The sequence below is a fragment of the Campylobacter sp. 2014D-0259 genome (genome assembly GCF_008000505.1).
Classification (GTDB): Bacteria; Campylobacterota; Campylobacteria; order Campylobacterales; family Campylobacteraceae; genus Campylobacter_D; species Campylobacter_D jejuni.
Genome location: NZ_VOAQ01000024.1, coordinates 149,617 through 173,519, shown reverse-complemented (window position 1 = coordinate 173,519; position 23,903 = coordinate 149,617). Strand labels below are relative to the sequence as shown.

At 26.3% G+C, this 23,903-nt stretch carries 23 protein-coding genes and 1 pseudogene; 9 read left to right on the top strand and 15 right to left on the bottom strand.

The window, feature by feature from the left end:
* Nucleotide 1 precedes the first annotated feature (1 nt).
* From wlaTC to SR63_RS05480, 3 genes are read right to left on the bottom strand one after another with little or no spacing between them, the layout of a single operon-like run.
* Nucleotides 2-961 (bottom strand): class E lipooligosaccharide biosynthesis protein WlaTC, encoded by a 960-nt coding sequence (gene wlaTC / locus SR63_RS05490; protein ID WP_012006735.1) that lies wholly within the window; start codon nt 959-961, stop codon nt 2-4.
* Nucleotides 958-1,914 (bottom strand): class E lipooligosaccharide biosynthesis protein WlaTB, encoded by a 957-nt coding sequence (gene wlaTB / locus SR63_RS05485; protein WP_002869613.1) that lies wholly within the window; start codon nt 1,912-1,914, stop codon nt 958-960. The genes wlaTC and wlaTB overlap by 4 nt, the downstream gene beginning before the upstream one ends.
* Nucleotides 1,907-2,680 (bottom strand): glycosyltransferase family 25 protein, encoded by a 774-nt coding sequence (locus SR63_RS05480; RefSeq protein WP_002866160.1) that lies wholly within the window; start codon nt 2,678-2,680, stop codon nt 1,907-1,909. The genes wlaTB and SR63_RS05480 overlap by 8 nt, the downstream gene beginning before the upstream one ends.
* A 70-nt stretch (nt 2,681-2,750) precedes the next feature.
* Between SR63_RS05480 and SR63_RS05475 the strand changes: the two are divergent.
* A pseudogene (locus SR63_RS05475) lies at nt 2,751-3,763 on the top strand (hypothetical protein).
* On the top strand, nt 3,760-5,013 hold the full coding sequence (locus SR63_RS05470) for a DUF2972 domain-containing protein (RefSeq protein ID WP_147498395.1): 1,254 nt from the start codon (nt 3,760-3,762) through the stop codon (nt 5,011-5,013). The pseudogene SR63_RS05475 and the gene SR63_RS05470 overlap by 4 nt, the downstream one beginning before the upstream one ends.
* A 31-nt stretch (nt 5,014-5,044) precedes the next feature.
* Here SR63_RS05470 and wlaRG read toward each other — a convergent pair whose 3' ends face one another.
* From wlaRG to waaC, 12 genes are read right to left on the bottom strand one after another with little or no spacing between them, the layout of a single operon-like run.
* Nucleotides 5,045-6,130 carry a class E lipooligosaccharide biosynthesis aminotransferase WlaRG gene (wlaRG, locus tag SR63_RS05465; protein WP_147498394.1) on the bottom strand — a complete coding sequence of 362 codons (1,086 nt, stop codon included), beginning with the start codon at nt 6,128-6,130 and terminating at the stop codon, nt 5,045-5,047.
* Entirely contained in the window at nt 6,127-7,203 is a 1,077-nt protein-coding gene (locus SR63_RS05460; protein ID WP_147498393.1) for a glycosyltransferase family 2 protein, read from the bottom strand. Before SR63_RS05460 ends, wlaRG begins: the two co-directional genes overlap by 4 nt.
* Nucleotides 7,200-8,126, bottom strand: coding sequence for a hypothetical protein (locus SR63_RS05455; protein WP_144743126.1), 927 nt, complete (start codon nt 8,124-8,126; stop codon nt 7,200-7,202). The genes SR63_RS05460 and SR63_RS05455 overlap by 4 nt, the downstream gene beginning before the upstream one ends.
* Nucleotides 8,127-8,876 carry a class I SAM-dependent methyltransferase gene (locus SR63_RS05450; protein WP_251826679.1) on the bottom strand — a complete coding sequence of 250 codons (750 nt, stop codon included), beginning with the start codon at nt 8,874-8,876 and terminating at the stop codon, nt 8,127-8,129.
* Nucleotides 8,873-9,724 carry a formyltransferase family protein gene (locus SR63_RS05445; protein WP_014517058.1) on the bottom strand — a complete coding sequence of 284 codons (852 nt, stop codon included), beginning with the start codon at nt 9,722-9,724 and terminating at the stop codon, nt 8,873-8,875. Before SR63_RS05445 ends, SR63_RS05450 begins: the two co-directional genes overlap by 4 nt.
* Nucleotides 9,721-10,122, bottom strand: a complete 402-nt coding sequence (wlaRB, locus tag SR63_RS05440; protein ID WP_144743124.1) for a class E lipooligosaccharide biosynthesis 3,4-ketoisomerase WlaRB — start codon at nt 10,120-10,122, stop codon at nt 9,721-9,723. The genes SR63_RS05445 and wlaRB overlap by 4 nt, the downstream gene beginning before the upstream one ends.
* 21 nt (nt 10,123-10,143) lie before the next feature.
* Nucleotides 10,144-10,560, bottom strand: coding sequence for a class E lipooligosaccharide biosynthesis 3,4-ketoisomerase WlaRA (gene wlaRA, locus SR63_RS05435; RefSeq protein ID WP_002932645.1), 417 nt, complete (start codon nt 10,558-10,560; stop codon nt 10,144-10,146).
* Nucleotides 10,561-10,562: 2 nt separating this feature from the next.
* Nucleotides 10,563-11,594 carry a dTDP-glucose 4,6-dehydratase gene (gene rfbB / locus SR63_RS05430; RefSeq protein WP_144743122.1) on the bottom strand — a complete coding sequence of 344 codons (1,032 nt, stop codon included), beginning with the start codon at nt 11,592-11,594 and terminating at the stop codon, nt 10,563-10,565.
* Nucleotides 11,594-12,472 carry a glucose-1-phosphate thymidylyltransferase RfbA gene (gene rfbA, locus SR63_RS05425; protein ID WP_002932653.1) on the bottom strand — a complete coding sequence of 293 codons (879 nt, stop codon included), beginning with the start codon at nt 12,470-12,472 and terminating at the stop codon, nt 11,594-11,596. Before rfbA ends, rfbB begins: the two co-directional genes overlap by 1 nt.
* Before the next feature lie 10 nt (nt 12,473-12,482).
* The gene (locus SR63_RS05420; protein ID WP_002869594.1) at nt 12,483-13,184 is read right to left on the bottom strand and encodes a glycosyltransferase family 2 protein; all 702 of its coding nucleotides are present in this window, start codon (nt 13,182-13,184) and stop codon (nt 12,483-12,485) included.
* A complete protein-coding gene (gene htrB, locus SR63_RS05415) occupies nt 13,181-14,059 on the bottom strand; it encodes a lipid A biosynthesis lauroyl acyltransferase HtrB (RefSeq protein ID WP_002801091.1) in 879 nt (292 codons plus the stop codon). The genes SR63_RS05420 and htrB overlap by 4 nt, the downstream gene beginning before the upstream one ends.
* Nucleotides 14,049-15,077: a lipopolysaccharide heptosyltransferase I gene (waaC, locus tag SR63_RS05410; RefSeq protein WP_002866145.1), complete on the bottom strand. Its 1,029-nt coding sequence runs from the start codon at nt 15,075-15,077 to the stop codon at nt 14,049-14,051. The genes htrB and waaC overlap by 11 nt, the downstream gene beginning before the upstream one ends.
* A 65-nt stretch (nt 15,078-15,142) precedes the next feature.
* Between waaC and SR63_RS05405 the strand changes: the two genes are divergently transcribed.
* Genes SR63_RS05405 through pglB form a run of 7 tightly spaced genes read left to right on the top strand, consistent with a single transcriptional unit; the run spans nt 15,143 to nt 23,898 of the window.
* Nucleotides 15,143-15,937: a 3'-5' exonuclease gene (locus SR63_RS05405; RefSeq protein ID WP_002877059.1), complete on the top strand. Its 795-nt coding sequence runs from the start codon at nt 15,143-15,145 to the stop codon at nt 15,935-15,937.
* 58 nt (nt 15,938-15,995) lie between these two features.
* Entirely contained in the window at nt 15,996-16,982 is a 987-nt protein-coding gene (gene galE, locus SR63_RS05400; protein ID WP_002877060.1) for a UDP-glucose 4-epimerase GalE, read from the top strand.
* A complete protein-coding gene (pglK, locus tag SR63_RS05395; RefSeq protein ID WP_002877063.1) occupies nt 16,976-18,670 on the top strand; it encodes an ABC-type lipopolysaccharide transporter PglK in 1,695 nt (564 codons plus the stop codon). The genes galE and pglK overlap by 7 nt, the downstream gene beginning before the upstream one ends.
* On the top strand, nt 18,667-19,746 hold the full coding sequence (pglH, locus tag SR63_RS05390; RefSeq protein ID WP_072238645.1) for a GalNAc-alpha-(1->4)-GalNAc-alpha-(1->3)-diNAcBac-PP-undecaprenol alpha-1,4-N-acetyl-D-galactosaminyltransferase: 1,080 nt from the start codon (nt 18,667-18,669) through the stop codon (nt 19,744-19,746). The genes pglK and pglH overlap by 4 nt, the downstream gene beginning before the upstream one ends.
* Nucleotides 19,739-20,668, top strand: coding sequence for a GalNAc(5)-diNAcBac-PP-undecaprenol beta-1,3-glucosyltransferase (gene pglI / locus SR63_RS05385; protein WP_002866141.1), 930 nt, complete (start codon nt 19,739-19,741; stop codon nt 20,666-20,668). The genes pglH and pglI overlap by 8 nt, the downstream gene beginning before the upstream one ends.
* Nucleotides 20,656-21,753, top strand: a complete 1,098-nt coding sequence (gene pglJ, locus SR63_RS05380; protein ID WP_002866140.1) for an N-acetylgalactosamine-N,N'-diacetylbacillosaminyl-diphospho-undecaprenol 4-alpha-N-acetylgalactosaminyltransferase — start codon at nt 20,656-20,658, stop codon at nt 21,751-21,753. Before pglI ends, pglJ begins: the two co-directional genes overlap by 13 nt.
* 3 nt (nt 21,754-21,756) lie before the next feature.
* The gene (pglB, locus tag SR63_RS05375; RefSeq protein WP_002866139.1) at nt 21,757-23,898 is read left to right on the top strand and encodes an undecaprenyl-diphosphooligosaccharide--protein glycotransferase; all 2,142 of its coding nucleotides are present in this window, start codon (nt 21,757-21,759) and stop codon (nt 23,896-23,898) included.
* The last annotated feature ends 5 nt before the right edge of the window (nt 23,899-23,903 follow it).

Here is a 23,903-nt window from a genome sequence, read left to right as displayed (position 1 = left end):
TTTATAATACTTTATGATTTTTATTTATAAATTTAAAATAGCAATATTTAATTAAATTTATAAATATATTTTTTATATTTTTATTATTAAAATCTTCTTTTAATTTTTCTTTGATTATTTTATAATACTTAATTTGATTTGTATTTATTTTTAATTTTTTTGCAATATTTTGTGGTATAAAATGATATAAAGAATCAAACCAAAAATAAACTTTTATAATGTTATAATTTTTTCGATAATTTCTAGCACACCATAAAAGCATTATTTGATCGTCATCAATTATTCCAAATGAGGTAAAATATTTTATACATTTTTGCATATGATGTTTAAATAAGAGCCAATTTTTTGATTTTGCGAATATAATACCACCCATTAAAAATGTTTCCATGGAAAAGTAAATGTTTGCTAAAGTTTGTTTATCATCATTTTTTATTGAAAAGAGATTAATTTTATTTTCATCTATACTATTTTGTTTTTGTAGATAAAAGTTAAATTGATCTTTATCTACGAAAAAATTTCCTCCATGATTAAAACCAAAATCAAGCCACATTATATTCTCATCAGTCAAACCTCTTTGTATAGCATCACATACAAAAAAAGGTTTTAAATACATAAGGTAGCAATACATAGGAGAAATACATTCTATATTGTTTGGATTTTTTCTATTTATACTTTGATCATAGTTTCTAAAAGTATCTATTATTTTTTTATAACCTTGTTCATCAAATTCTTGTAATTCTTTGGTTATTATTATGGTTTTGTCTTCTAAATTATGTTTTTTTCTTGTATCTAAAATTTTTTCCTTTATATTTTCTTGGGTGTATATAATCATTTTATTTTTGATACCTGCTAAAAATTCAAAATAAGATAAATATTTATCATTATCTCTTTCAAAATTTTTAATATCTTTTCTACCTATATCATAAAAAGCTGTTACTATCGTAATTTCATTATCGATCATATTGTATCCTTAAATAATATTTTATCTATCATGGAATGTTTTCTAATTTTTTTAAAAATTTTTAATGAATGTATGCTTGTTTTATTTTTTATATCATTCCATAATTTATCACTATATTTATCTTTTGCATGATATTGCAAGAGATGAATATCTGTATCATTTGTTATGTATAAATTTAAATTTAAATACTTTTTCTTTAAGGTGTCAAACAATATTTGAAACATAAAATAATATACTAATTTATTCTCATATTTCCAATAATTAATCAATATATCTTGCATTATCTTCATAATCTCATTATTTTTATTTGATAATATAAAACCATTTACAATATTAACTTTAAATTTCTCATCCCAAGAAAAAAAATTATAATTAAAATTTATCCAATTTTTGTAATCTTGCGGTTTTTTTGTAGATCTATGAAAAATAAAAAAATCTTGATCTAAAATTTCTTTTTGAATTTCTCCGCTTAAAAACATACCAGCGTCTAGCCAAATTCCACCATAATTATTGAGCAAAGAAACTCTTAATAAATCAGAAAAAATAGTTATCGTTTTTTCTCCAAATTTTTTATCATCAATTTTTTGATAAATAAAATCAGGAAATATTAAATAATCTTTTATATTATCTTTATCAAGTAAAACAACTTCATAATTACCTTTATATTTTTGAACAGATTTAAAACACTTTTTTATAATGCAAGGTGCATTATCAATACCTTGATACCAAAATTGCCATATTATTTTTTTACCATTTATATTCCGTGTTTTTTTTATCTGTATGTCATCTAATTTATTTTCAAAGTATTTTTTTATATAAGCATTTTCCAAATAATTAGCTATATTCTCATGTTCTTTTTGATGTAAGATCTTACCTTTTATAATTCTTCTATGTTTATTTAAGAAAAATGCAGAATAAATAAAATACAAGCTATATAATACAAAATTATTCATATTTTCTCAATTTTTTTAAACTAGGTATAAAAAATATGATTTTATTTTTTATCTTTTTTATATATTTTGAAATTTTACTTCTTTTTCTATATCTTCTTTTATTATCATCTTGCACATAAGTTTGGGCTCCAAATATCTCATCAGTAGTTATAACAACAGGATATAAAGCATATACATTTATTATATTATCATTACTAGTACAATGATCATATGGAAATATTATTTTTTCTAAGTATTTATACATTTTTAAGGCACCATTTTTATTGATATAATATCCATGGGTTCCATTGCCACCACCAACTAATCTTTTTGCATGATAAAAATCATCTATTTTATAATCATATCTTAAAGAAAATGGGCTTTCTATACGAAATCCATCGTCTAAATAAACTTGCCTATAATGACCAAGTAGGAATAATTCTAAATCTTTTGGAAATTTATCTTTTAAACTTAAAATATAATTTAATTTTTCATCAAAATAAGCATCATCTTCCAATATCAAACACTCATTTAAATTTAACTCAAACATTCTTTCAAAACATTTTTTATGGGATAAAGCACACCCTATCTCACCAAGACTTAAAGTTCTACCTAAATATTTTTCCGATAAAGAAAAATCACTAATATTTTTTACAAAATCACTATCCAACTCTTTTCCATCAACAGCTTGTATGATTTCATAATCTAAGTTATGCTTTAAACATAAATTCTGCATATATTCTTTTCTATCTTTGGCTATTTTTAAATTGATTATAAAAAATTTCATAAATAAAAACCTATCATAATAATTTATAAGATAAAATTATACTATAATATAAATAAAAAAGGTTATGACAATGATATATTATCCGTATTATTTAAAAAAATATTTAGCGAAGATTGCATGCTTGTTTATACCAAATAAAAATATAAGGGCAATAATTAGAGAAAAATTACTCAATCAATTTATGCAAATAAAACTTGATAATTTAAATTCGTATATTCCAAAAGATATAGTAGATAATATAGAAAAATATGATAATGAACATTTTTATAAAATAAATCACATTATAAAATCTAAACACAAAGGATTTTTTGATTTTGACGAAAAATCTAAAAATCCAACATCACCTTTAAATCCATGGGCTTATATAGAGTAAAAAATGAAGCATTAACTTTGAAAGCTTCGTTAAAAAGTATACTTCCGGCTATACAAAGAGGGATTATAGGATATAATGATTGCAATGATGGAAGCGAAGAGATAATCTTAGAATTTTGCAAACAGTATCCTTCTTTTATACCAGTAAAATACCCTTATGAAGTACAAATTGAAAATCCACAAAGTGAAGAAAATAAACTTTATAGTTATTATAATTATGTTGCAAGCTTTATTCCACAAGGAGAATGGCTTATAAAAATAGATGTTGATCATATTTATGATGCTAAAAGATTATACAAAAGTTTTTATATACCTAAAAAAGATTATGATATAGTGGTTTATTCTAAAATGGATTTTCTCATAAATGATGAAGATGCTTTTATAGTTAAGTATAAAAATCTTAATGCTATAATAAACAATAAGAGTAATGATCATTGGTTGATAAAAAATAATCATCTTAAATGGGCAGAAAGTATGCATGAAGATAGGTATTGTATGGAGTATTTGGATATAAAAAAGTTAAAAATTTATCAAACAGAATTTTTAAATTATCATTTTCCATATTTTAAGAGAAGCTTAGATAACAATAAGATAGAATTAATTCCCATAGATGATTTTAGTATCAAAGAATATAAAGATATAATATCGCCTGATATGGTAACTAAAGAAAAATTGCTATATTTAAAAAAATATATAAAGGAAAATCAATGAAAAAATCGAAATCCATACAAATAATCAAACAACAAGGAATAGCTGAATTTATAAAATATAAAAAAAATAAAATATACACTAAATATGAGAAAAAATTTAATATCAATATTTTTACTCCTTATTTATTAAAATTTTGTAAACCTTTAAAAGATGATTATAAATTTATATTATTTAGCTATGGTGTAAGTGGGCATTGGGCTTTTAAAAGTTTTTTAAAATATTGCGAATTAGATGACTTTGTCTTATATCAGAATAATTATAGTTATTATAAAGAATATAAGAATTTTAATAAAAAAAATTATTATGTAGAAATAGCTTGGTATCAAAGTATGCAGCCAAAATATAAGCATATAAGTAAAATTTTAAATAAAAATAAGCCTGTTGTAATTTTGACAAGAGATCCTATATCTAGATTAAAAACAATGGTTAATCATGGTTCTTATAAGATTGAAGAACTTGGTAAAAATGAATTAAAAAATTTTTATATAAATGAAGATATATTTGAAAATTTAGATAGAATAAGATATACAGATAAAAATGGACATAATGCTAATCTTAAAAAACCTGATTTATCATCTATCTATTTTATCGTAAACGAAGAGCTAAGTTTTAGCTATTTTTCAAATATAAATTTGATTAAAAACAAAAATATATTATATGTAGACACGAAATCAATTTCAAAAGATAATGCATTTGCCACTATAAAAACTCTTGCTAAAGAGCTTAATTTTAAAGAACCAAATGATAATGATGAATATAAATTTACGCAGAAATTTTGGAACGAATTGTATTATTTACTACCCTATAGACTTATTGTCAATAATGATATTTTGATAATAGTATCTGATGAAAATAAAGTATTTTTAGACAATGATAAGCATTATAATGAGATAAAAGATGATTTAATTGATATAAAAAAAGAACTTGTAAATACAAAAAGCAAGTTATTTGATAAAATTTCAATTAATATAGAAAATAAAAATTGGACCATTATTAAAGATGATAAAGCTTTAATCAATGATCTTAGAGAATATTTTGAAAAATTTATGATTATTTTAGAGAAAAAAGCGAATGAAAGACTTGAAAATATGGTAAAAGAAGAAGATGTTTTAAATTATTTAAAGGAGCATCAAGATTTAGGAAAAAAAATTAAAAATATTTTGGATTATGAATTGCAACATATAAAAGAGCATAGACCAGATATTATTAATAGTTGGGAATACTATAAAAAATTTCTTGAAATTTTTTAAAGAATAAGCAAATAAAATGGAGAGCGATCTATCAGACTTTCCATTTGTTTAATATATCAGCCACTTTTTTAAAATCATTTTCTTTCATGGTTGGCGATATAGGTAATGACAAAACTTCTTGATGGATGTTTTCTGTTACGGGTAGTTGTAAATGATTTAAATCTTTATAGCATTTTTGCTTATGAGGAGGGATAGGATAGTGTATAATAGTTTGAATATCATGATTATTTAGATAGTGTTGTAATTTATCTCTAAGTTTTGTTTTGACTACAAATAGATGCCAAACATGATCAAATTTATTACTAGGTAATATAATATTTTCATTTTTTATATTTTGTAGATAAAAATTTGCTATATTTTTTCTTTTATTATTGTCTTCATCTAAATATTTTAATTTTATATCCAAAAAAGCAGCTTGTATCTCATCTAATCTAGAATTTAATCCTATATATAAATTTTCATATTTTTTATGAGAGCCATAATTTGCTAAAGCTCTAATTTTGGATGCAAAATTATCATCATTGGTGCAAATACACCCAGCATCCCCTAAAGCACCTAAATTTTTACCAGGGTAAAAAGAAAAACCGGCGGCATCTCCCAAATTTCCAACTCGTTTATCTTTATAAATAGCGCCATGTGCTTGAGCACAATCTTCTATAATTTTTAAATTGTATTTATTAGCTAACAACTGAATTTTTTCCATATCACAAACTTGACCATAAAGATGAACAACCATGATAGCTTTAGTTTTTTTTGTGATCTTTTCTTCTATTAAATCAGGATTTATGTTGTAAGTATTGATATCAGGCTCTATCAGTATAGGTTTGCATTTATTATCAGTTATAGCTAAAATTGATGCTATGTATGTATTTGCGGGAACTATGATTTCGTCATTTTCTTTAAAGTTATAAGCTTTTATGATCAATCTTAAAGCATCAAGCCCATTTGCAACGCCTATGCAATGCTTAACCCCACAATATTTTGCAAAATTATTTTCAAATTTTTCACATTGCTTTCCAAGTATATACCAACCACTTTCTAGAATTTCTTTAAATTTTGTTATAAATTCAGTATTAAATCTATCATTTATTTGTTTTAAGTCTAAAAATTTTATCATTTGATTTCCATTATTATAAAATTAAAAATTAAAATAAATACAATTATACCTAATAATAAAGCTGTATAATTAAACATTTTTTTATATTTTCTATATTTTTTTATAAAAATATCCCCTGTATCACATTTTTTTGCTAATTGTAGATAGTCTTTAAATGTAAAATTATATTTTTCATATAAAATTTTAGCATTGGCATCATTTTTATAAAATTCCATTATTTTATGATAACCCCAATATTTTTTATATATGTTGTCAGATTCTAAAGCCATTATTCCTAAAAAAAAAGGCAATGTCTCTTGATAAGGTTTTATATTTGTTTTATTTACTTCTTTATGAAAAATTTGCTCTAATAAAAATATATTATCAAATTTTAGGTAAGTATCTAAGAGCATTTCTGTTTCTAGGTTTTCTCGAGTTGTTGTGATGCTATTATGAGCACTTATATTTGTTTTGTCCCTAGTTCTTCTGTATCTTATAAGTTGTGTTTCAAGTATTTTAATTTCGCCAATATTTAATATATCAATATGCATCTTCATATCTTGATAGTTGCACATTGAATTTGGTAAAGGATATAATTTTTCAAAAACATCTCTTTTTAAAGATAATCCAACTGATGTTAAGCAGTTGTATCGCATAAATAAATAATATAATAATTCTACCTTATTTCTTTGTTTTAATGGATATAAGTTCCCTAAAATTTCATTATTTTCATCTATACAAATCAAATTTGGATATACAGCTATAATATCATTATCTTTAAATGTTTTATAGATAATTTCTAAAGCATTTTTTTCTAATATATCATCACTTGCACAAAATACTATGTATTCTCCATTTGAGTTTTCAAAAGCTGTATTTAATGTGGCATTTATACCTTTGTTAAATTCATGTTTTATAAGTTTTATTCTTGGATCTTTAAATTTTTGAATTTCTTTTGTGCTATTATCACTTGAACAATCATCTACTATAATGAGCTCAAAATCACTAAAACTTTGCTCTAAAACACTTTGTAAAAAATAACTCACATATTTTTCATGATTAAAACATGGAGTTATGATAGATATTTTTTTCATTTTTTTACTTTATGTAAAAAATTTATTTTTGGCGAACAACTACACCCTATACTTTCTTTATAATCACATAATCCAAAATTTGGAGTAGTATGTAGAGTTGATGTGCCTATGTCAACTATTTTGAAATTCTGATTTTTATAATATAAAAATAAATTATAAGATAAAAAATTCATAGGGCGATATTTATTGCTATTTGTAGTATTTCCCCAATATACCACTCTAGCTATATTTTGGCTCATTATATGAACAATAGCAGATGCTATAGGTATATCATCTTTATATACTAAAAACAAATCTGTAGGTATAATTTTTGATGTCTGTTCTACATCTTCAATTGTCATATTTAAATTATAGTTTTTACTTTCTCTATTTTCTTTTATTATGTTAAAAACAATTTCTAATTTATTTGTTTTAATAAATTTTAATTTGTGCTCTAAAGATGAGTTTAAATTTTTTTTAGCTGCATGTTTTATTGTATTCAGATAATCATCTATATTTTTTAAATAAATTTCATAATTCACATCATAATCGTTTATGCTAAAATTATTAGATATTAACGCATTTTGCAATTTTGTTATATGGCTGTAGTTATAAAATAATGGTGGTGTATTAAAATATATATTTTTTTTACAATTTTCATTAGCCCATTTAATTATAAGTTTAATAGCTTCATGATAATACAACATTTTATTATCTTTTGATATGTTTATTAAACATGAAAATGGTGCTGAAAAAGGAAATAGCATATCATTTTCTTTAATACCACAAGAAATAATAAATCTATTTTTATTATTTTTAAATAAAAAATATTTCACATCATTTACTTTATATTTATTATAATTTATAAAACTGACTAAGTCAAAATATGAAAATGTTAAATCAAAATTATGATATTCGCTTTCTGTTATTTCTAATATATCCATTCAAATCCTAATATTTACAAAAATTTCAGCACCAAATTCATGCATATAATCATTTAATTTGTATAAACCATCTAGTAATTTTTCATCTATAATTTTATTTTCTAAGCATAATGACATTTTAGAATGATTAAAAGGTTTTATAAAATACGAACCACTATCTAATATACACCCCCCCCCGCCAATATGATTTTTTACGAATTGTGTGAGTTTATTTAAATCAAATGTTGTATTTTGTTGAAATTTTATGGCTGTATTTGTCAAATTTCCAAGTTTATTTATCAAACCACTCTCATAAGCCCAAAGCAAATGAAAAGAATTTGAATTCGGGACATTTATATGAATTATAGTTTCTTTAATACATATTTTTAAAATATCTTTTAAAAAACTATCAGGATTATTTACTTCGTGTAATAAGCTGCTACATATTATAAAATCAAAATTATTATTTTTCAATGTTTTTGTTATATTTTCCAAGAAATCATTAAAAATTTCTATATTATCCTTTTCTTTAAAATCGCTTATAGCTTTATTATAAAACGCATCAGACGGTTCTATTATAATTGCTTTATTAAAATTTTTATAATAATTAAAAATAGAATCCATGCCGCATCCTATTTCTAAAATGTTTTTAGGATTGTATTTGTTTAAAATTTCTAATACTTTTTTTCTTCTATAATAAACCATTATTTCTTCAAAATCATGCTCTTTACTTGTGTAATTTTTAGTATATTGTTTGATATTTCTTTTCATAATCTAACCCCTATTTGTAAATTACAATTGCTTAATATAATCTTTATATAAGAATCTTGAGTTTTTATATAGGTATATTTACTATCTTTATTTACAACTGTACCAGGTATGCCTAAATATTTAGTAGTATTTGTATATTTTAGCTCTGTAATTTCGTGTAAATTATTATTATATTTAACAAATAATCCAGTTCCACCAGGTTTTGAAAATATTCTAAATAAATTATAAAAATATTCAGATTTTTGATTCCAATTTGCAATTATTAAATCACTTGATTTTATTTTTGAGCAAAAGAAATAATCACTTTTGTTTGGTTGTTTTTTTGGTTTAATTTTTTTATTGTGTATATTTATTAAAAGCTCTGGTATATTATTGCATATTTTTTCTCTTAATCGTTTATTGGCATTAAAAAATTTTTCATTTTTATGTATGCGTTCTTTTATTATATAATATATAGCACCATCATCCATTTTTTTGTTTAATGCATGCAATGTATATCCTATATATGATTGATTATTTAATACAGCCCATATATTTGCGTAAAATCCTCTCCAGTATGGTAATATGCCTCCGTGAATATTTATATTGATGCCATTTTTAAAGTATTTCATATCGAGTATTTTAGAGTAGGTAATTATTAAACATAAATCATATTTTATTAAAGGTAAATCTTCTAATTGTATTTCTTTGATATTATTTTTATGAAGAAAATCTAAATGTGATTTACTATCTATGTTGGATGTTAAATTTTTATCTATAATGGCTCCTATAACTTTTATATATTTATTTTGTAAAATTGAGTTAAAAATATCAAAATTTGTTGTTGTTCCAATCAATATAATATTCATGTTTTAATAACCTTTAAAAATTCTCCATAGTCTCTAATATATTCTTTTTCATCATAAAAATCACTTGCTAAAACAAGTAATTTTGCTCCATAGGAAAAATTTTTCATCTCTCTCCATATATTTTTACCTATATAAAGTCCTATATCTGGACGATTTAGGCAAATTTTTTCACAATTTTTTCCATCATTTAGTATTATATCACAAGAACCGCTAATCATTATAAGCATTTGTTCTAAATTCTTATGTGCATGTGCTCCTCTTGGAAAATTTGGATCTGTATCAAATATATAATACACCCTTTTTATCTCAAATGGAATTTCTTTATTGCTTTCTAAAGCTACTAATTTACCTCTATCATCTTTTATGGCATCTAACTTTAAAATTTTATAACTTTTTATGCCACTTTTAAGGCATGATTTTTATAGCATACCCCCCCCCATATTATTTTTCAATTCGCAAAAATACTTATAATCATAAATATATTCTTTTTCATCATAGTAAGTATTTGTTAATACCAATAAAATACAATCTTTAGAAAAATTATACATTTGTTTCCATATCATCTTATCTATATATAAACCTTTAGTTTTATCATTTAATATTATTTTTTGTTTTGTTTGTCCATCATCTATTGAAATTTCACAGTTTCCATTTAAAGCTATAAAAATAAATTCTGAGTTTAAATTAGCATGTTCGCCTCTTATTGAATCATCTAAAAAATCATATATATAAAAAATTCTTTTAATTTCAAATGGGCAATTTACATCTTTTTGATGAACACTTAATGTTGAATTTTTACTATTTATAAGTTTAAAATTTAAAATTTGATAATTCAATATCACCCCTTATACTTTTCAATATACCACTTTATAGTTTTTTCTAAACCACTATTAAAATTTTCTTGCGCTTTCCAGCCTATAGTTTTTTGTAATTTTGTAGAATCTATAGCATATCTTCTATCATGACCTGCTCTATCCTTTACAAAAGTAATTTGCTCTTTATAAGAAGTATTTTTTGGCAATACATTATCTAAATAAGAACAAATTTTATTAGCTATGTCTATATTTTGCCATTCTTCATTTGTTCCTATATTAAATACATCAAAAAAGCTATTATTTTCTTTTATCTTTTTAAAAGCATATTTATAAATACTTTCTATAGCTATGCAATGATCTTTTACATATAGCCAATCTCTTATATTCTTACCATCTCCATATATAGGAATTGGAATCTCATTTAAAGCATTTCTTATTATAGTGGGTATAAGTTTTTCATCATGCTGAAAAGGTCCGTAATTGTTAGAACAATTAGAAATAACAGCATTTAATCCATAAGTATGGTGATAACTTCTAACAAGCATATCAGCACTTGCTTTTGAAGCTGAATAAGGGGAATTTGGAGCATAAGCGTTATCTTCTGTAAATTTTCCATTTTCTCCCAAAGATCCATAAACTTCATCTGTACTTATTTGATAAAAGAAACTTTGTTTAAATTCGTCTTTTTTAAGAAAAGGTTCGAGAAACCAAGTTTTATAAGCTGAGTTTAATAAATTCCAAGTTCCGTATATATTTGTTTTTATAAAAATATCTGGATTTTTTATAGAATTATCTACATGTGATTCTGCTGCAAAATTTATAACCGCATTTATTTTATATTTGCTGAAAATTTCATTAACCAAAAAAACATCACTTATATCTCCTTGAATAAATACATAATTAGGATTATTTTTTAATTTATTTAAATTTGATATATTGCTAGCATATGTTAAAAAATCTAAATTTATAATTTTAGCATCTGGATTTTTCTCAAAAAAATATAATAAAAAATTACTACCTATAAAACCAGCTCCGCCAGTAACTAAAATATACATTATTTTCCTTGACTAAGTATTTTATATAAATATTGACCATAATTACTTTTTGAAAGTAACAATGCTCTTTTTTCTAGGATTTCATTATCTATCCAGTTGTTATTGTAGGCTATTTCTTCTAAGCAGGCAATCTTATAACCCTGCCTTAATTCTATGGTTTGCACAAACGAACTAGCTTCTATAAGACTATCGTGAGTTCCTGTGTCAATCCAAGCAAAACCTCTTCCTAAATGTTGTGATTTTAGCTTATTTAACCTTAAATATTCTATATTTACATCTGTTATTTCAAGTTCTCCTCTTGCACTTGGTTTTATATTTTTTGCAATATCTATAGCGTCATTATTATAAAAATATAAACCAGTTGCCACATGGTTGCTTTTTGGATTTTTGGGTTTTTCTTCCAGGCTTAAAACATTTCCATTTTGATCCATTTCTACCACTCCAAATCTTTCTGGATCTTTTACATGATAAGAAAAAATACTAGCAAACCCTTTTTTTAAGTCATCTTTTGCATTTTCCAAAATATCACTAAAGCCTTGTCCGTAAAAAATATTATCTCCTAAAATTAATGCAATATCATCATTTTGAATAAAATCTTGCGCCAAAATAAGTCCTTGTGCTAAACCTTCTGGACGCTCTTGAATTTTATACTGAATTTGCATTCCAAGAAAAGAACCATCTTTGAATAGCTCTTTAAATCTATCAATATCTTTTGGAGTAGAAATAATCAAAACTTCTTTAATTTTTGCAAGCATTAAAACAGATATAGGATAATAAATCATTGGTTTATCGTATATAGGTAAAAGTTGCTTGCATAAAGTTAATGTGCTAGGATAAAGCCTAGTTCCACTACCTCCAGCTAAAATAATGCCTTTCATTGTTGCACTCCTATTTAATATATTTCCAAAAAGTATATTGTGCATAAAGCTTTGCTATGATAAAACCTCTTTTGCCTTCTAAAAAACCTAATTTTACAAAATAAAGTTTAAAAAAAGTCCAATAAGGATTTATTAAAGCTTTAAGAAGGTTATTTTTTTTAGGATTTAGACTTGAGTATTTGTTTTGTTTATCTATAAATTGCTCGATATTTTCATAAGCATAATGTAAAAAATGATGTTTTAATTTCCCTATTTTTTCTTGACAGATTATGCTTTCGTGAACTTCTCTTTCATTAAATTTGGCATATTTTTTATGAAATAGTCTTATGTTATAATCAGGATATAGCCCCATTTTTGTTATTGCTTCTCCAAAGAAAAAATTTAATCTTGCTACTTTGTATGCTTTAAATGATGGATTTTTAATTATTTGTAATACTTCCTCTTTTAATTCTTCAGTAAAAACTTCATCACTATCTAAAACAAATATCCAATCATTAGTTGCTTTTTCAACTCCAAATTGTTTTTGCTTTCCAAAACCAAGCCAATCTTGATGAAAAATTTTGATGTTTTTAAAAGCTTTTGCTATTATTAGACTATCATCTGTGCTTCCGCTATCTATTAAAATAATTTCATTGGCAAAATTAACACTTTGTAATACTTCTTGAAGATATTTTTGACTATTAAAAGTTAGTATTACTATTGAAATATTCATGAGTATATTCCTTGATTATAACTTGCAAAGCGTCTATGAAAAAAAAAGTATTCCCAAGGTCTTTTTTTAATCATTTCTTCGCAACTTTGTGCTTGATAAAGTGTCAGTTCTTCTAAGTTTGCATTTTGAGAATCTTTTGCTTTAAAAAACTCTATGCAAAATTTACCATCTTCTTTATAGGCATAAACAGGGATGATCAAAGCATTGCTTCTTTGTGCGATAAGGCTTGCTCCCATTTGATAATTCACTTCTTTGTTAAAAAATTTTAATCTTACGCTTTCGTTTTCTACGCAGTCTTGATCAGTTAAAATTCCCAAAGCTCGCTCCTTTTTTAGAGCGCTTAGCATTTGTCTTATACCGCCTTTTTTGTCAATAAGCTCTATGTCAAATTGAGTACGACTTTGGCTTAAAATTTCATACATAATTTCACTTTTTAACTTTTTTCCCACTATGGAAATCGCACCATATTTAGCTGCATAAGCAAGGCTTAAAATTTCCCAGTTTCCATAGTGTGCAGTTGTGAAGATAATAGGACGCTTTAAAGCTAGAGCGTCTATAAGAAAATTTTCATTGATAAAATTTACTTTATTGAGAATTTTTTCTTTGGTGGTGTTTTGATTTTGTAAACAATCAATTCCAAATTGAGCAAAATTTTCATAAATTTTCAAAGATAGTTTATCGCGTTCTTTTTGAGTGTATTGAGGGAAGCAGATTTGCAAATTTGTATCGATGATCTTGCGATGTTTTTTGTTAAGATAAAAAGTGATTCTTGCTACAATCAAAGCTAAAAAATGCAAGATACACTCAGGCATAAAAGTAACAAAAAATTTCAAAATATAATAAAGACTAAGATATATTCTATCACTATTTTTCATTAAGTAAGCCTTTGGCAAGTTTGAAGATATCTTCTTCTTCTATACGCGTGATACAAAAATCACTTTTATCGATATGCTTGGTATTTTGGATTTTTTTACCTGCATCAATGATTTTATTGATATGAGTTTGAAAAGCATTGCGGTAGCTTGGTGTTGCACCAAAAATCGTAATAGATGCCTTATTTAAAGCAAAAGCCAAATGTGTTGGGCCGCTATCATTTCCTATGATAAGATCCATCATTTTTGTAAAAGCCATTAGTTCTTCAAGATTGAATTTTGGCGCTAATTCTATATGTGTTTCATCAATACCACTAAGATTTAAAACCTCTTTAGCAAATTCGTATTCTTTTACATTTCCCCAAGCGAGCCAAATTTTTGCTTGTTGAAATTCATTGATTAAAAGTTTGCAAAGTATAGCAAGTTTGGTTTTAGGATAGATTTTATTTTCTACACTTGAACCTACGTGTATGAGTATGTTTTTTTCGTTTTTGTCGAGCTTGAGTTTATTGTTTAAGAGTTGTTTTAAATTTTCATCTACGCTAAAAATATCTTGTTTAAAGGCTAAATTTTTGACATTAAAATCAGTATTTAACATAAAGGAGGTAAGACTTAAGTATCTTACAAATACATTTTCATTGTAATCTAACTCAAGTTTTTGGTTGTAGAAATTATGAGCAAAACTTTCTTTAAGGCTGTTTTTATCAAAACCAAAATTATTTCTACTTAAAATTCGACTTACAATAGCAGATTTTATAAGCCCTTGTAGATCTATTACTGCATTATAGTTGTTTTTTCTTGCTTTAAGAAGAATTTTTAGGCTTTTTAAAATTTTTTTGTCTTTTAAGGGTAGGGCATAGAGTTTGTCTATTAAAGGATGGTTTTTAAGTATGCCTTCAAATTTTTCATCTACAAACCAATGAATTTCTATATCTTTTTTAAAATTTTTGATAAATTGCAAAACCACGGCACTTTGGATAATATCACCAAGTGCTGATAAACGAACAATTGCTATTTTCATTAAAAGCCTAATATTTTAAAATTTTTGCTATGATTTTAGCGAAATTATTTAAAAAAAGGTTAAAAATGGCAAAAAATGAAGGTTATATTTGTGTTTTTGATTGCGAGAGTGTACCAGATGTTGAGCTTATTCGCAAAACTTTGGGTTTTGAAGGAAGTGATTTGGAGGTAAGTTTAAAAGCACTTCAGTGGCAAAAAGAACAAAGTGGGAGTGAGTTTTTGCCTTTGCCTTATCATAAAATCATCAGTATTTGTGCGGTTTTAAGTGATAATTTTGGAAAATTTATCAAAGTAAATAAAATTGATGGGCAAAATGAAAAAGAAATGATTGCTAATTTTTTTAATTTTATAGAAAATTATGAGCCAAAATTAGTCAGCTTTAATGGTAAAAATTTCGATATGCCTGTTCTTGTTTTAAGGGCTTTAAAATACAATTTAAAAGCAGCAACTTATTTAGATACTCAAAGCGATAAATGGAATAATTATAAAACAAGATTTTCAGAATTAAAACATTGCGATTTATTAGAATCCTTAGGATCTAATGGGCGTGGAATAAAGCTTGATACACTTTGTTCTATGGTGGGTTTACCAGGAAAATATGATGTGCATGGCGATGAGGTGATGAAACTTTTTTGTGAAAATGAACTTGAAAAAATTCACGAATATTGTGAAAGTGATGTTTTAAATACTTATATGCTTTTTTTAAAATATGAACTTATTAAAGCTAATGTTAGTGAAGAAGATTATATTGATTTTCTTTCTTATATGAGAGATTTTTTGCGTGCAAAAAAATCAGATCGTTCCTATACAGAAGTTTTTGCAAAAGCTTGTGAGAGTGAAATTTCAAAAGTTCAATCTTAAGTATTTAAGAAAATATATTAAAATTTATTTTTGATATTTTTTAGAAAAAGGAATGATGATGAAAATTCTTATTAGCGGTGGTGCAGGTTATATAGGTTCTCATACTTTAAGACAATTTTTAAAAACAGATCATGAAATTTGTGTTTTAGATAATCTTTCTAAGGGTTCTAAAATCGCAATAGAAGATTTGCAAAAAATAAGAACTTTTAAATTTTTTGAACAAGATTTAAGTGATTTTCAAGGCGTAAAAGCATTGTTTGAGAGAGAAAAATTTGACGCTATTGTGCATTTTGCAGCGAGCATTGAAGTTTTTGAAAGTATGCAAAACCCTTTAAAGTATTATATGAATAACACTGTTAATACGACAAATCTCATCGAAACTTGTTTGCAAACTGGAGTGAATAAATTTATATTTTCTTCAACGGCAGCCACTTATGGCGAACCACAAACTCCCGTTGTGAGCGAAACAAGTCCTTTAGCACCTATTAATCCTTATGGGCGTAGTAAGCTTATGAGCGAAGAGGTTTTGCGTGATGCAAGTATGGCAAATCCTGAATTTAAGCATTGTATTTTAAGATATTTTAATGTTGCAGGTGCTTGCATGGATTATACTTTAGGACAACGCTATCCAAAAGCGACTTTGCTTATAAAAGTTGCAGCTGAATGTGCCGCAGGAAAACGTAATAAACTTTTCATATTTGGCGATGATTATGATACAAAAGATGGCACTTGCATAAGAGATTTTATCCATGTGGATGATATTTCAAGTGCGCATTTATCGGCTTTGGATTATTTAAAAGAGAATGAAAGCAATGTTTTTAATGTAGGTTATGGACATGGTTTTAGCGTAAAAGAAGTGATTGAAGCGATGAAAAAAGTTAGCGGAGTGGATTTTAAAGTAGAACTTGCCCCACGCCGTGCGGGTGATCCTAGTGTATTGATTTCTGATGCAAGTAAAATCAGAAATCTTACTTCTTGGCAGCCTAAATATGATGATTTAGGGCTTATTTGTAAATCTGCTTTTGATTGGGAAAAACAGTGCTAAAAAAACTTTTTTTTATTTTAAGCAAGGAAGATAAAAATTTTTTATTTTTCTTGCTTGTTTTTTCAGTATTTGTTTCTTTTATAGAAACTTTTGCGATTTCTTTGGTAATGCCTTTTATCACTTTGGCTAGTGATTTTTCTTATTTTGATCGTAATAAATATTTAATCAGCCTAAAAGAATATCTTAATATCCCTGTTTTTGAAATCATTGTTTATTTTGGAGTGGGGCTTATTGTTTTTTATGTATTTAGAGCTTTGTTAAATGCGTATTATTTTCATCTTTTGGCAAGATTTTCTAAAGGACGTTATCATGCGATCGCTTATAAGGTTTTTTCTAAATTTTTAAATATTAATTATGAAAAATTTACTCAAAAAAATCAATCTGAAATTTTAAAGTCCATTACAGGGGAAGTTTATAATCTAAGCACTATGATTTCATCATTTTTACTTTTGATGAGTGAAATTTTTGTAGTGCTTTTGCTTTATGCTTTAATGCTTTTGATTAATTATAAAATCACTTTATTTTTAAGTATTTTTATGGTGTTAAATGCTTTTATTTTAGTGAAAATTTTAAGCCCTATCATTAAAAAAGCAGGACTAAGACGCGAAGAAGCGATGAAAAATTTCTTCGAAATTTTAAATACAAATTTAAATAATTTTAAATTTATCAAGCTTAAAACCAAAGAAGATGGAGTATTAAGTCTTTTTAAAGCACAAAGTGAAGCTTTTTCTAAAGCAAATATTACCAATGAAAGCGTAGCTGCGGTGCCTAGAATTTATCTTGAAGGAATAGGCTTTTGTGTGCTTGTTTTTATCGTGGTATTTTTGGTTTTGAAAAATGAAAGTGATATTTCAGGTATTTTATCCACGATTTCTATTTTTGTTTTAGCGCTTTATCGCTTAATGCCAAGCGCAAATCGTATTATCACAAGTTATCATGATTTGCTTTATTATCATTCTTCTTTGAATATTATTTATCAAAATTTAAGACAAGAAGAAGAAAATTTGGGCGAGGGAAAATTAAGTTTTAATCAAGAGCTTAAAATTTGCAATCTTAGCTTTGGTTATGAGGGAAAAAAATATTTATTTAAAAATCTTAATTTAAACATTAAAAAAGGTGAAAAAATCGCTTTTATAGGGGAGAGTGGTTGTGGAAAAAGTACCTTAGTAGATCTTATCATAGGACTTTTAAAACCAAAAGAAGGGCAAATTTTAATTGATAAGCAAGAATTAAATGCAAGTAATGCAAAAAATTATCGCCAAAAAATAGGCTATATCCCGCAAAATATCTATCTTTTTAATGATAGCATAGCTAAAAATATCACTTTTGGAGATGCGGTTGATGAAGAAAAACTTAATAAGGTTATCAAACAAGCAAATTTAGAGCATTTTATAAAAAATTTACCTCAAGGAGTTCAGACAAAAGTAGGCGATGGGGGGAGTAATTTAAGCGGGGGACAAAAACAACGCATAGCTATAGCAAGGGCTTTGTATTTAGAGCCTGAAATTTTAGTGCTTGATGAAGCAACTTCTGCGCTTGATACTCAAAGTGAAGCAAAAATCATGGATGAAATTTATAAAATTTCTAAAGATAAAACCATGATTATTATCGCACATCGCCTTTCTACGATAACGCAATGTGATAAGGTTTATCGTTTAGAACACGGTAAGCTTAAAGAGGAGAAATGATGAAAATAAGCTTTATTATCGCAACTTTAAATTCAGGAGGCGCTGAGCGTGTTTTAGTAACCTTAGCTAATGCGCTTTGCAAAGAGCATGAAGTAAGTATTATTAAATTTCATACAGGAGAATCTTTTTATAAGCTTGAAAATGAAGTTAAAGTTACAAGTTTAGAACAATTTAGATTTGACACGCTTTATCATAAAATCGCAAGTCGTTTTAAGAAATTTTTTGCCTTAAGAAAGGCTTTAAAAGAAAGTAAGGCTGATGTTTTTATTTCTTTTTTGGATACAACTAATATTGCTTGTATTCTAGCTAATATAGGACTTAAAACTCCACTCATCATTAGCGAGCATAGTAATGAAGCGTATTTAAAACCTAAAACTTGGCGTTTTTTAAGAAGGGTAAGCTATCCTTTTTGTGATGCTTTAAGTGTGCTTGGAAGCAGTGATAAGGTGTATTATGAAAGATTTGTAAAAAGGGTTAAGCTTTTATTAAACCCTTGTCATTTTAGCGATGAAATTCCTTTTGATTCTAGTTTTGAAAAAGAAAATTTGGTTCTTTTTATAGGGCGTTTAGATCACAACAAAAACCCTGTAATGTTTTTAAAAGCTATAGCACATTTGGATAAAAATTTGCAAGAAAATTATAAATTTGTTATAGCAGGAGATGGAGAGTTAAGGCAAGAACTTGAATACAAGGTAAAATCTTTAGGAATAAAAGTTGATTTTTTAGGACGCGTTGAAAATGTCAAGGCTCTTTATGAAAAAGCAAAAGTGCTTTGCCTTTGTTCTTTTGTAGAGGGTTTGCCAACGGTTTTAATTGAAAGTTTGTATTTTGAGGTTTGTAGAATTTCAAGTTCTTATTATAATGGTGCTAAGGATTTAATCAAAGATAATCATGATGGGCTTTTGGTAGGTTGTGATGATGAAATAGCACTTGCTAAAAAACTTGAACTTGTTTTAAATGATGAAAATTTTAGAAAAGAACTTGTAAATAATGCCAAACAAAGGTGTAAAGACTTTGAAATTTCTAACATCAAAGAAGAATGGCTTAAGCTTATAGTCGAGGTTAAAAATGCCTAAACTTTCTGTTATAGTGCCAACTTTTAATCGTCAAGTTTTGTTAGAAAAGGCTATTAAAAGCATACAAAATCAAGATTTTAAAGATTTAGAAATCATTGTAAGCGATGATAATTCTAGTGATGATACTAAAAGTGTGGTGCAAAATTTACAAAAAGATGATGATCGCATTAAGTATTTTTTAAATCAAAATTACAAACAAGGCCCAAATGGCAATAAAAACAATGGCTTAGATCAAGCAAGTGGCGAGTTTGTAACTTTTTTAGATGATGATGATGAGCTTTTATCTGGGGCTTTAAGTACCTTGATGCAAAAAGCAAATGAGGGTTATGCTCATGTTTTTGGAAATTGTTTGATAGAAAAAGAAGGAAATTTAAGCAAGGAATTTAGCGGTAAGGGCTTGGAAAAAGATAGTGAAATTTCTAAAAAAGATTTTTTAATGGCTAAATTTAGCGGAGAGTTTTTTTCTGTTTTTAAAAAATCTCTACTTGAAAACAAGCGTTTTAATGAAGAATTTTATGGCAATGAAGCCACGCTTTGGGTAAATTTATACAAGGAAAAAAGTTTTTATATCCATAAGGCTTTTAGGATTTATAGGATTTTTAGGCAAGATAGCGTGACTTTAGGGGCGAGTAAAAATGCTCATAGGGTGTATTTGGGATATTTAGAGCTTGCTAAAATTTTAGAAAATGAACTTAGAATGAGTAAGGATAAAGATTATAAAAAAACTTGTGCGAGTTATTATAAAATGGCAGCTTATTATGCAAAACTTGCAAAAAATTATAAAGCTCTTTATAAGTGTTTGTTTAAAAGCCTGAGTATAAAAATCAACGCTCCTGCTTTGATATTACTCATTTTAAGTATAATTCCAAATAATATGATTGAAAAATTATCAAAAATTCGGGTGGCTTTATGCAAAAATTAGGCATTTTTATTTATTCTTTAGGAAGTGGTGGTGCTGAAAGAGTTGTGGCGACTTTATTGCCTATTTTAAGTTTGAAATTTGAAGTGCATTTGATTTTAATGAATGATAAAATTTCTTATGAAATTCCAGAGTGTCAAATTCATTTTTTAGAATGTTCAAAACCTAGTGAAAATCCTATTTTGAAATTTTTAAAACTACCTTTTTTGGCTTTAAAATATAAAAAACTTTGCAGAAATTTAGGCATTGATACAGAATTTGTTTTTTTAAATCGACCTAATTATATAGCCTTAATGGCAAGAATGTTTGGAAACAAAACTCGCCTTGTGATCAATGAATGCACTACGCCAAGTGTGATGTATGCGAAAAATAATTTTAATTCTTTGGCAAATAAATTTTTAATTTCTTTGCTTTACCCAAAAGCTGATTTAATCTTGCCTAATTCTAAGGGAAATTTAGAAGATTTAGTGCAAAATTTTAGTATAAATCCAAAAAAATGTGAAATTTTATACAATGCCATCGATTTAGAAAATATAGAGCAAAAAGCTCTTGAAGATGTAGCTTTAAAAGATAAATTTATTTTAAGTGTAGGCAGGCTTGATAAAGGTAAAAATCATGCTTTATTAATTCGTGCTTATGCAAGATTGAAAACAGATTTAAAGCTTGTGATTTTAGGTGAAGGTGTGCTTAAAGATGAGCTTTTAGCTTTGATTAAAGAGTTAAATTTAGAAGAAAAGGTTTTGCTTTTAGGATTTGATAATAATCCTTATAAATACATGGCTAAATGCGAATTTTTTGCTTTTGCTTCTGTATTTGAAGGCTTTTCAAATGTTTTAATTGAAAGCTTAGCTTGTTCTTGTGCGGTGGTTTGCACTGATCATAAAAGTGGCGCAAGAGAGCTTTTTGGCGATGATGAATTTGGACTTTTAGTAGAAGTAGATAATGAAAACTCCATGTTTCAGGGTTTAAAGACTATGCTTGAAGACGATAAATTAAGAAAAGCGTATAAAAATAAGGCTAAAACTAGGGCTAAAGCTTTTGATAAAGTAAAAATTGCACGCGATGCTTTGAAATATTTATTAGGATAAAAGATGTTGAAAAAAGAGTATTTAAAAAACCCTTATTTAGTTTTGTTTGCGATGATTATATTAGCTTATGTTTTTAGTGTATTTTGCAGGTTTTATTGGGTTTGGTGGGCAAGTGAGTTTAATGAGTATTTTTTCAATAATCAGTTAATGATCATTTCAAATGATGGCTATGCTTTTGCTGAGGGCGCAAGAGATATGATAGCAGGTTTTCATCAGCCTAATGATTTGAGTTATTATGGATCTTCTTTATCCGCGCTTACTTATTGGCTTTATAAAATCACACCTTTTTCTTTTGAAAGTATCATTTTATATATGAGTACTTTTTTATCTTCTTTGGTGGTGATTCCTACTATTTTGCTAGCTAACGAATACAAACGTCCTTTAATGGGCTTTGTAGCTGCTCTTTTAGCAAGTATAGCAAACAGTTATTATAATCGCACTATGAGTGGGTATTATGATACGGATATGCTGGTAATTGTTTTGCCTATGTTTATTTTATTTTTTATGGTAAGAATGATTTTAAAAAAAGACTTTTTTTCATTGATTGCCTTGCCGTTATTTATAGGAATTTATCTTTGGTGGTATCCTTCAAGTTATACTTTAAATGTAGCTTTAATTGGACTTTTTTTAATTTATACACTTATTTTTCATAGAAAAGAAAAGATTTTTTATATAGCTGTGATTTTGTCTTCTCTTACTCTTTCAAATATAGCATGGTTTTATCAAAGTGCCATTATAGTAATACTTTTTGCTTTATTCGCCTTAGAGCAAAAACGCTTAAATTTTATGATTATAGGAATTTTAGGTAGTGCAACTTTGATATTTTTGATTTTAAGTGGTGGGGTTGATCCTATACTTTATCAGCTTAAATTTTATATTTTTAGAAGTGATGAAAGTGCGAATTTAACGCAGGGCTTTATGTATTTTAATGTCAATCAAACCATACAAGAAGTTGAAAATGTAGATCTTAGCGAATTTATGCGAAGAATTAGTGGTAGTGAAATTGTTTTTTTGTTTTCTTTGTTTGGTTTTGTATGGCTTTTGAGAAAACATAAAAGTATGATTATGGCTTTGCCTATATTGGTGCTTGGGTTTTTAGCCTTAAAAGGGGGGCTTAGATTTACCATTTATTCTGTACCTGTAATGGCCTTAGGATTTGGTTTTTTATTGAGCGAGTTTAAGGCTATAATGGTTAAAAAATATAGCCAATTAACTTCAAATGTTTGTATTGTTTTTGCAACTATTTTGACTTTAGCTCCAGTATTTATCCATATTTACAACTATAAAGCGCCAACAGTTTTTTCTCAAAATGAAGCATCATTATTAAATCAATTAAAAAATATAGCCAATAGAGAAGATTATGTGGTAACTTGGTGGGATTATGGTTATCCTGTGCGTTATTATAGCGATGTGAAAACTTTAGTAGATGGTGGAAAGCATTTAGGTAAGGATAATTTTTTCCCTTCTTTTGCTTTAAGCAAAGATGAACAAGCTGCAGCTAATATGGCAAGACTTAGTGTAGAATATACAGAAAAAAGCTTTTATGCTCCGCAAAATGATATTTTAAAAACAGACATTTTGCAAGCCATGATGAAAGATTATAATCAAAGCAATGTGGATTTGTTTCTAGCTTCATTATCAAAACCTGATTTTAAAATCGATACGCCAAAAACTCGTGATATTTATCTTTATATGCCCGCTAGAATGTCTTTGATTTTTTCTACGGTGGCTAGTTTTTCTTTTATTAATTTAGATACAGGAGTTTTGGATAAACCTTTTACCTTTAGCACAGCTTATCCACTTGATGTTAAAAATGGAGAAATTTATCTTAGCAACGGAGTGGTTTTAAGCGATGATTTTAGAAGTTTTAAAATAGGTGATAATGTGGTTTCTGTAAATAGTATCGTAGAGATTAATTCTATTAAACAAGGTGAATACAAAATCACTCCAATTGATGATAAGGCTCAGTTTTATATTTTTTATTTAAAGGATAGTGCTATTCCTTACGCACAATTTATTTTAATGGATAAAACCATGTTTAATAGTGCTTATGTGCAAATGTTTTTTTTAGGAAATTATGATAAGAATTTATTTGACTTGGTGATTAATTCTAGAGATGCTAAGGTTTTTAAACTTAAAATTTAAGGGTT

Bases quoted from the DNA above. Each gene is read 5' to 3' on its own strand.
- SR63_RS05455 (WP_144743126.1), bottom strand. From the start codon at position 8,126: ATGGATATATTAGAAATAACAGAAAGCGAATATCATAATTTTGATTTA.
- waaC (WP_002866145.1), bottom strand. From the start codon at position 15,077: ATGAAAATAGCAATTGTTCGTTTATCAGCACTTGGTGATATTATCCAA.
- rfbA (WP_002932653.1), bottom strand. From the start codon at position 12,472: ATGAAAGGCATTATTTTAGCTGGAGGTAGTGGAACTAGGCTTTATCCT.
- rfbB (WP_144743122.1), bottom strand. From the start codon at position 11,594: ATGTATATTTTAGTTACTGGCGGAGCTGGTTTTATAGGTAGTAATTTT.
- pglJ (WP_002866140.1), top strand. From the start codon at position 20,656: ATGCAAAAATTAGGCATTTTTATTTATTCTTTAGGAAGTGGTGGTGCT.
- wlaRG (WP_147498394.1), bottom strand. From the start codon at position 6,130: ATGATAAAATTTTTAGACTTAAAACAAATAAATGATAGATTTAATACT.
- SR63_RS05480 (WP_002866160.1), bottom strand. From the start codon at position 2,680: ATGAAATTTTTTATAATCAATTTAAAAATAGCCAAAGATAGAAAAGAA.
- SR63_RS05450 (WP_251826679.1), bottom strand. From the start codon at position 8,876: ATGAAAAGAAATATCAAACAATATACTAAAAATTACACAAGTAAAGAG.
- pglI (WP_002866141.1), top strand. From the start codon at position 19,739: ATGCCTAAACTTTCTGTTATAGTGCCAACTTTTAATCGTCAAGTTTTG.
- SR63_RS05460 (WP_147498393.1), bottom strand. From the start codon at position 7,203: ATGAAAAAAATATCTATCATAACTCCATGTTTTAATCATGAAAAATAT.
- pglB (WP_002866139.1), top strand. From the start codon at position 21,757: ATGTTGAAAAAAGAGTATTTAAAAAACCCTTATTTAGTTTTGTTTGCG.
- SR63_RS05420 (WP_002869594.1), bottom strand. From the start codon at position 13,184: ATGAATATTTCAATAGTAATACTAACTTTTAATAGTCAAAAATATCTT.
- SR63_RS05445 (WP_014517058.1), bottom strand. From the start codon at position 9,724: ATGAATATTATATTGATTGGAACAACAACAAATTTTGATATTTTTAAC.
- wlaTB (WP_002869613.1), bottom strand. From the start codon at position 1,914: ATGAATAATTTTGTATTATATAGCTTGTATTTTATTTATTCTGCATTT.
- SR63_RS05405 (WP_002877059.1), top strand. From the start codon at position 15,143: ATGGCAAAAAATGAAGGTTATATTTGTGTTTTTGATTGCGAGAGTGTA.
- pglH (WP_072238645.1), top strand. From the start codon at position 18,667: ATGATGAAAATAAGCTTTATTATCGCAACTTTAAATTCAGGAGGCGCT.
- htrB (WP_002801091.1), bottom strand. From the start codon at position 14,059: ATGAAAAATAGTGATAGAATATATCTTAGTCTTTATTATATTTTGAAA.
- SR63_RS05470 (WP_147498395.1), top strand. From the start codon at position 3,760: ATGAAAAAATCGAAATCCATACAAATAATCAAACAACAAGGAATAGCT.
- wlaTC (WP_012006735.1), bottom strand. From the start codon at position 961: ATGATCGATAATGAAATTACGATAGTAACAGCTTTTTATGATATAGGT.
- galE (WP_002877060.1), top strand. From the start codon at position 15,996: ATGAAAATTCTTATTAGCGGTGGTGCAGGTTATATAGGTTCTCATACT.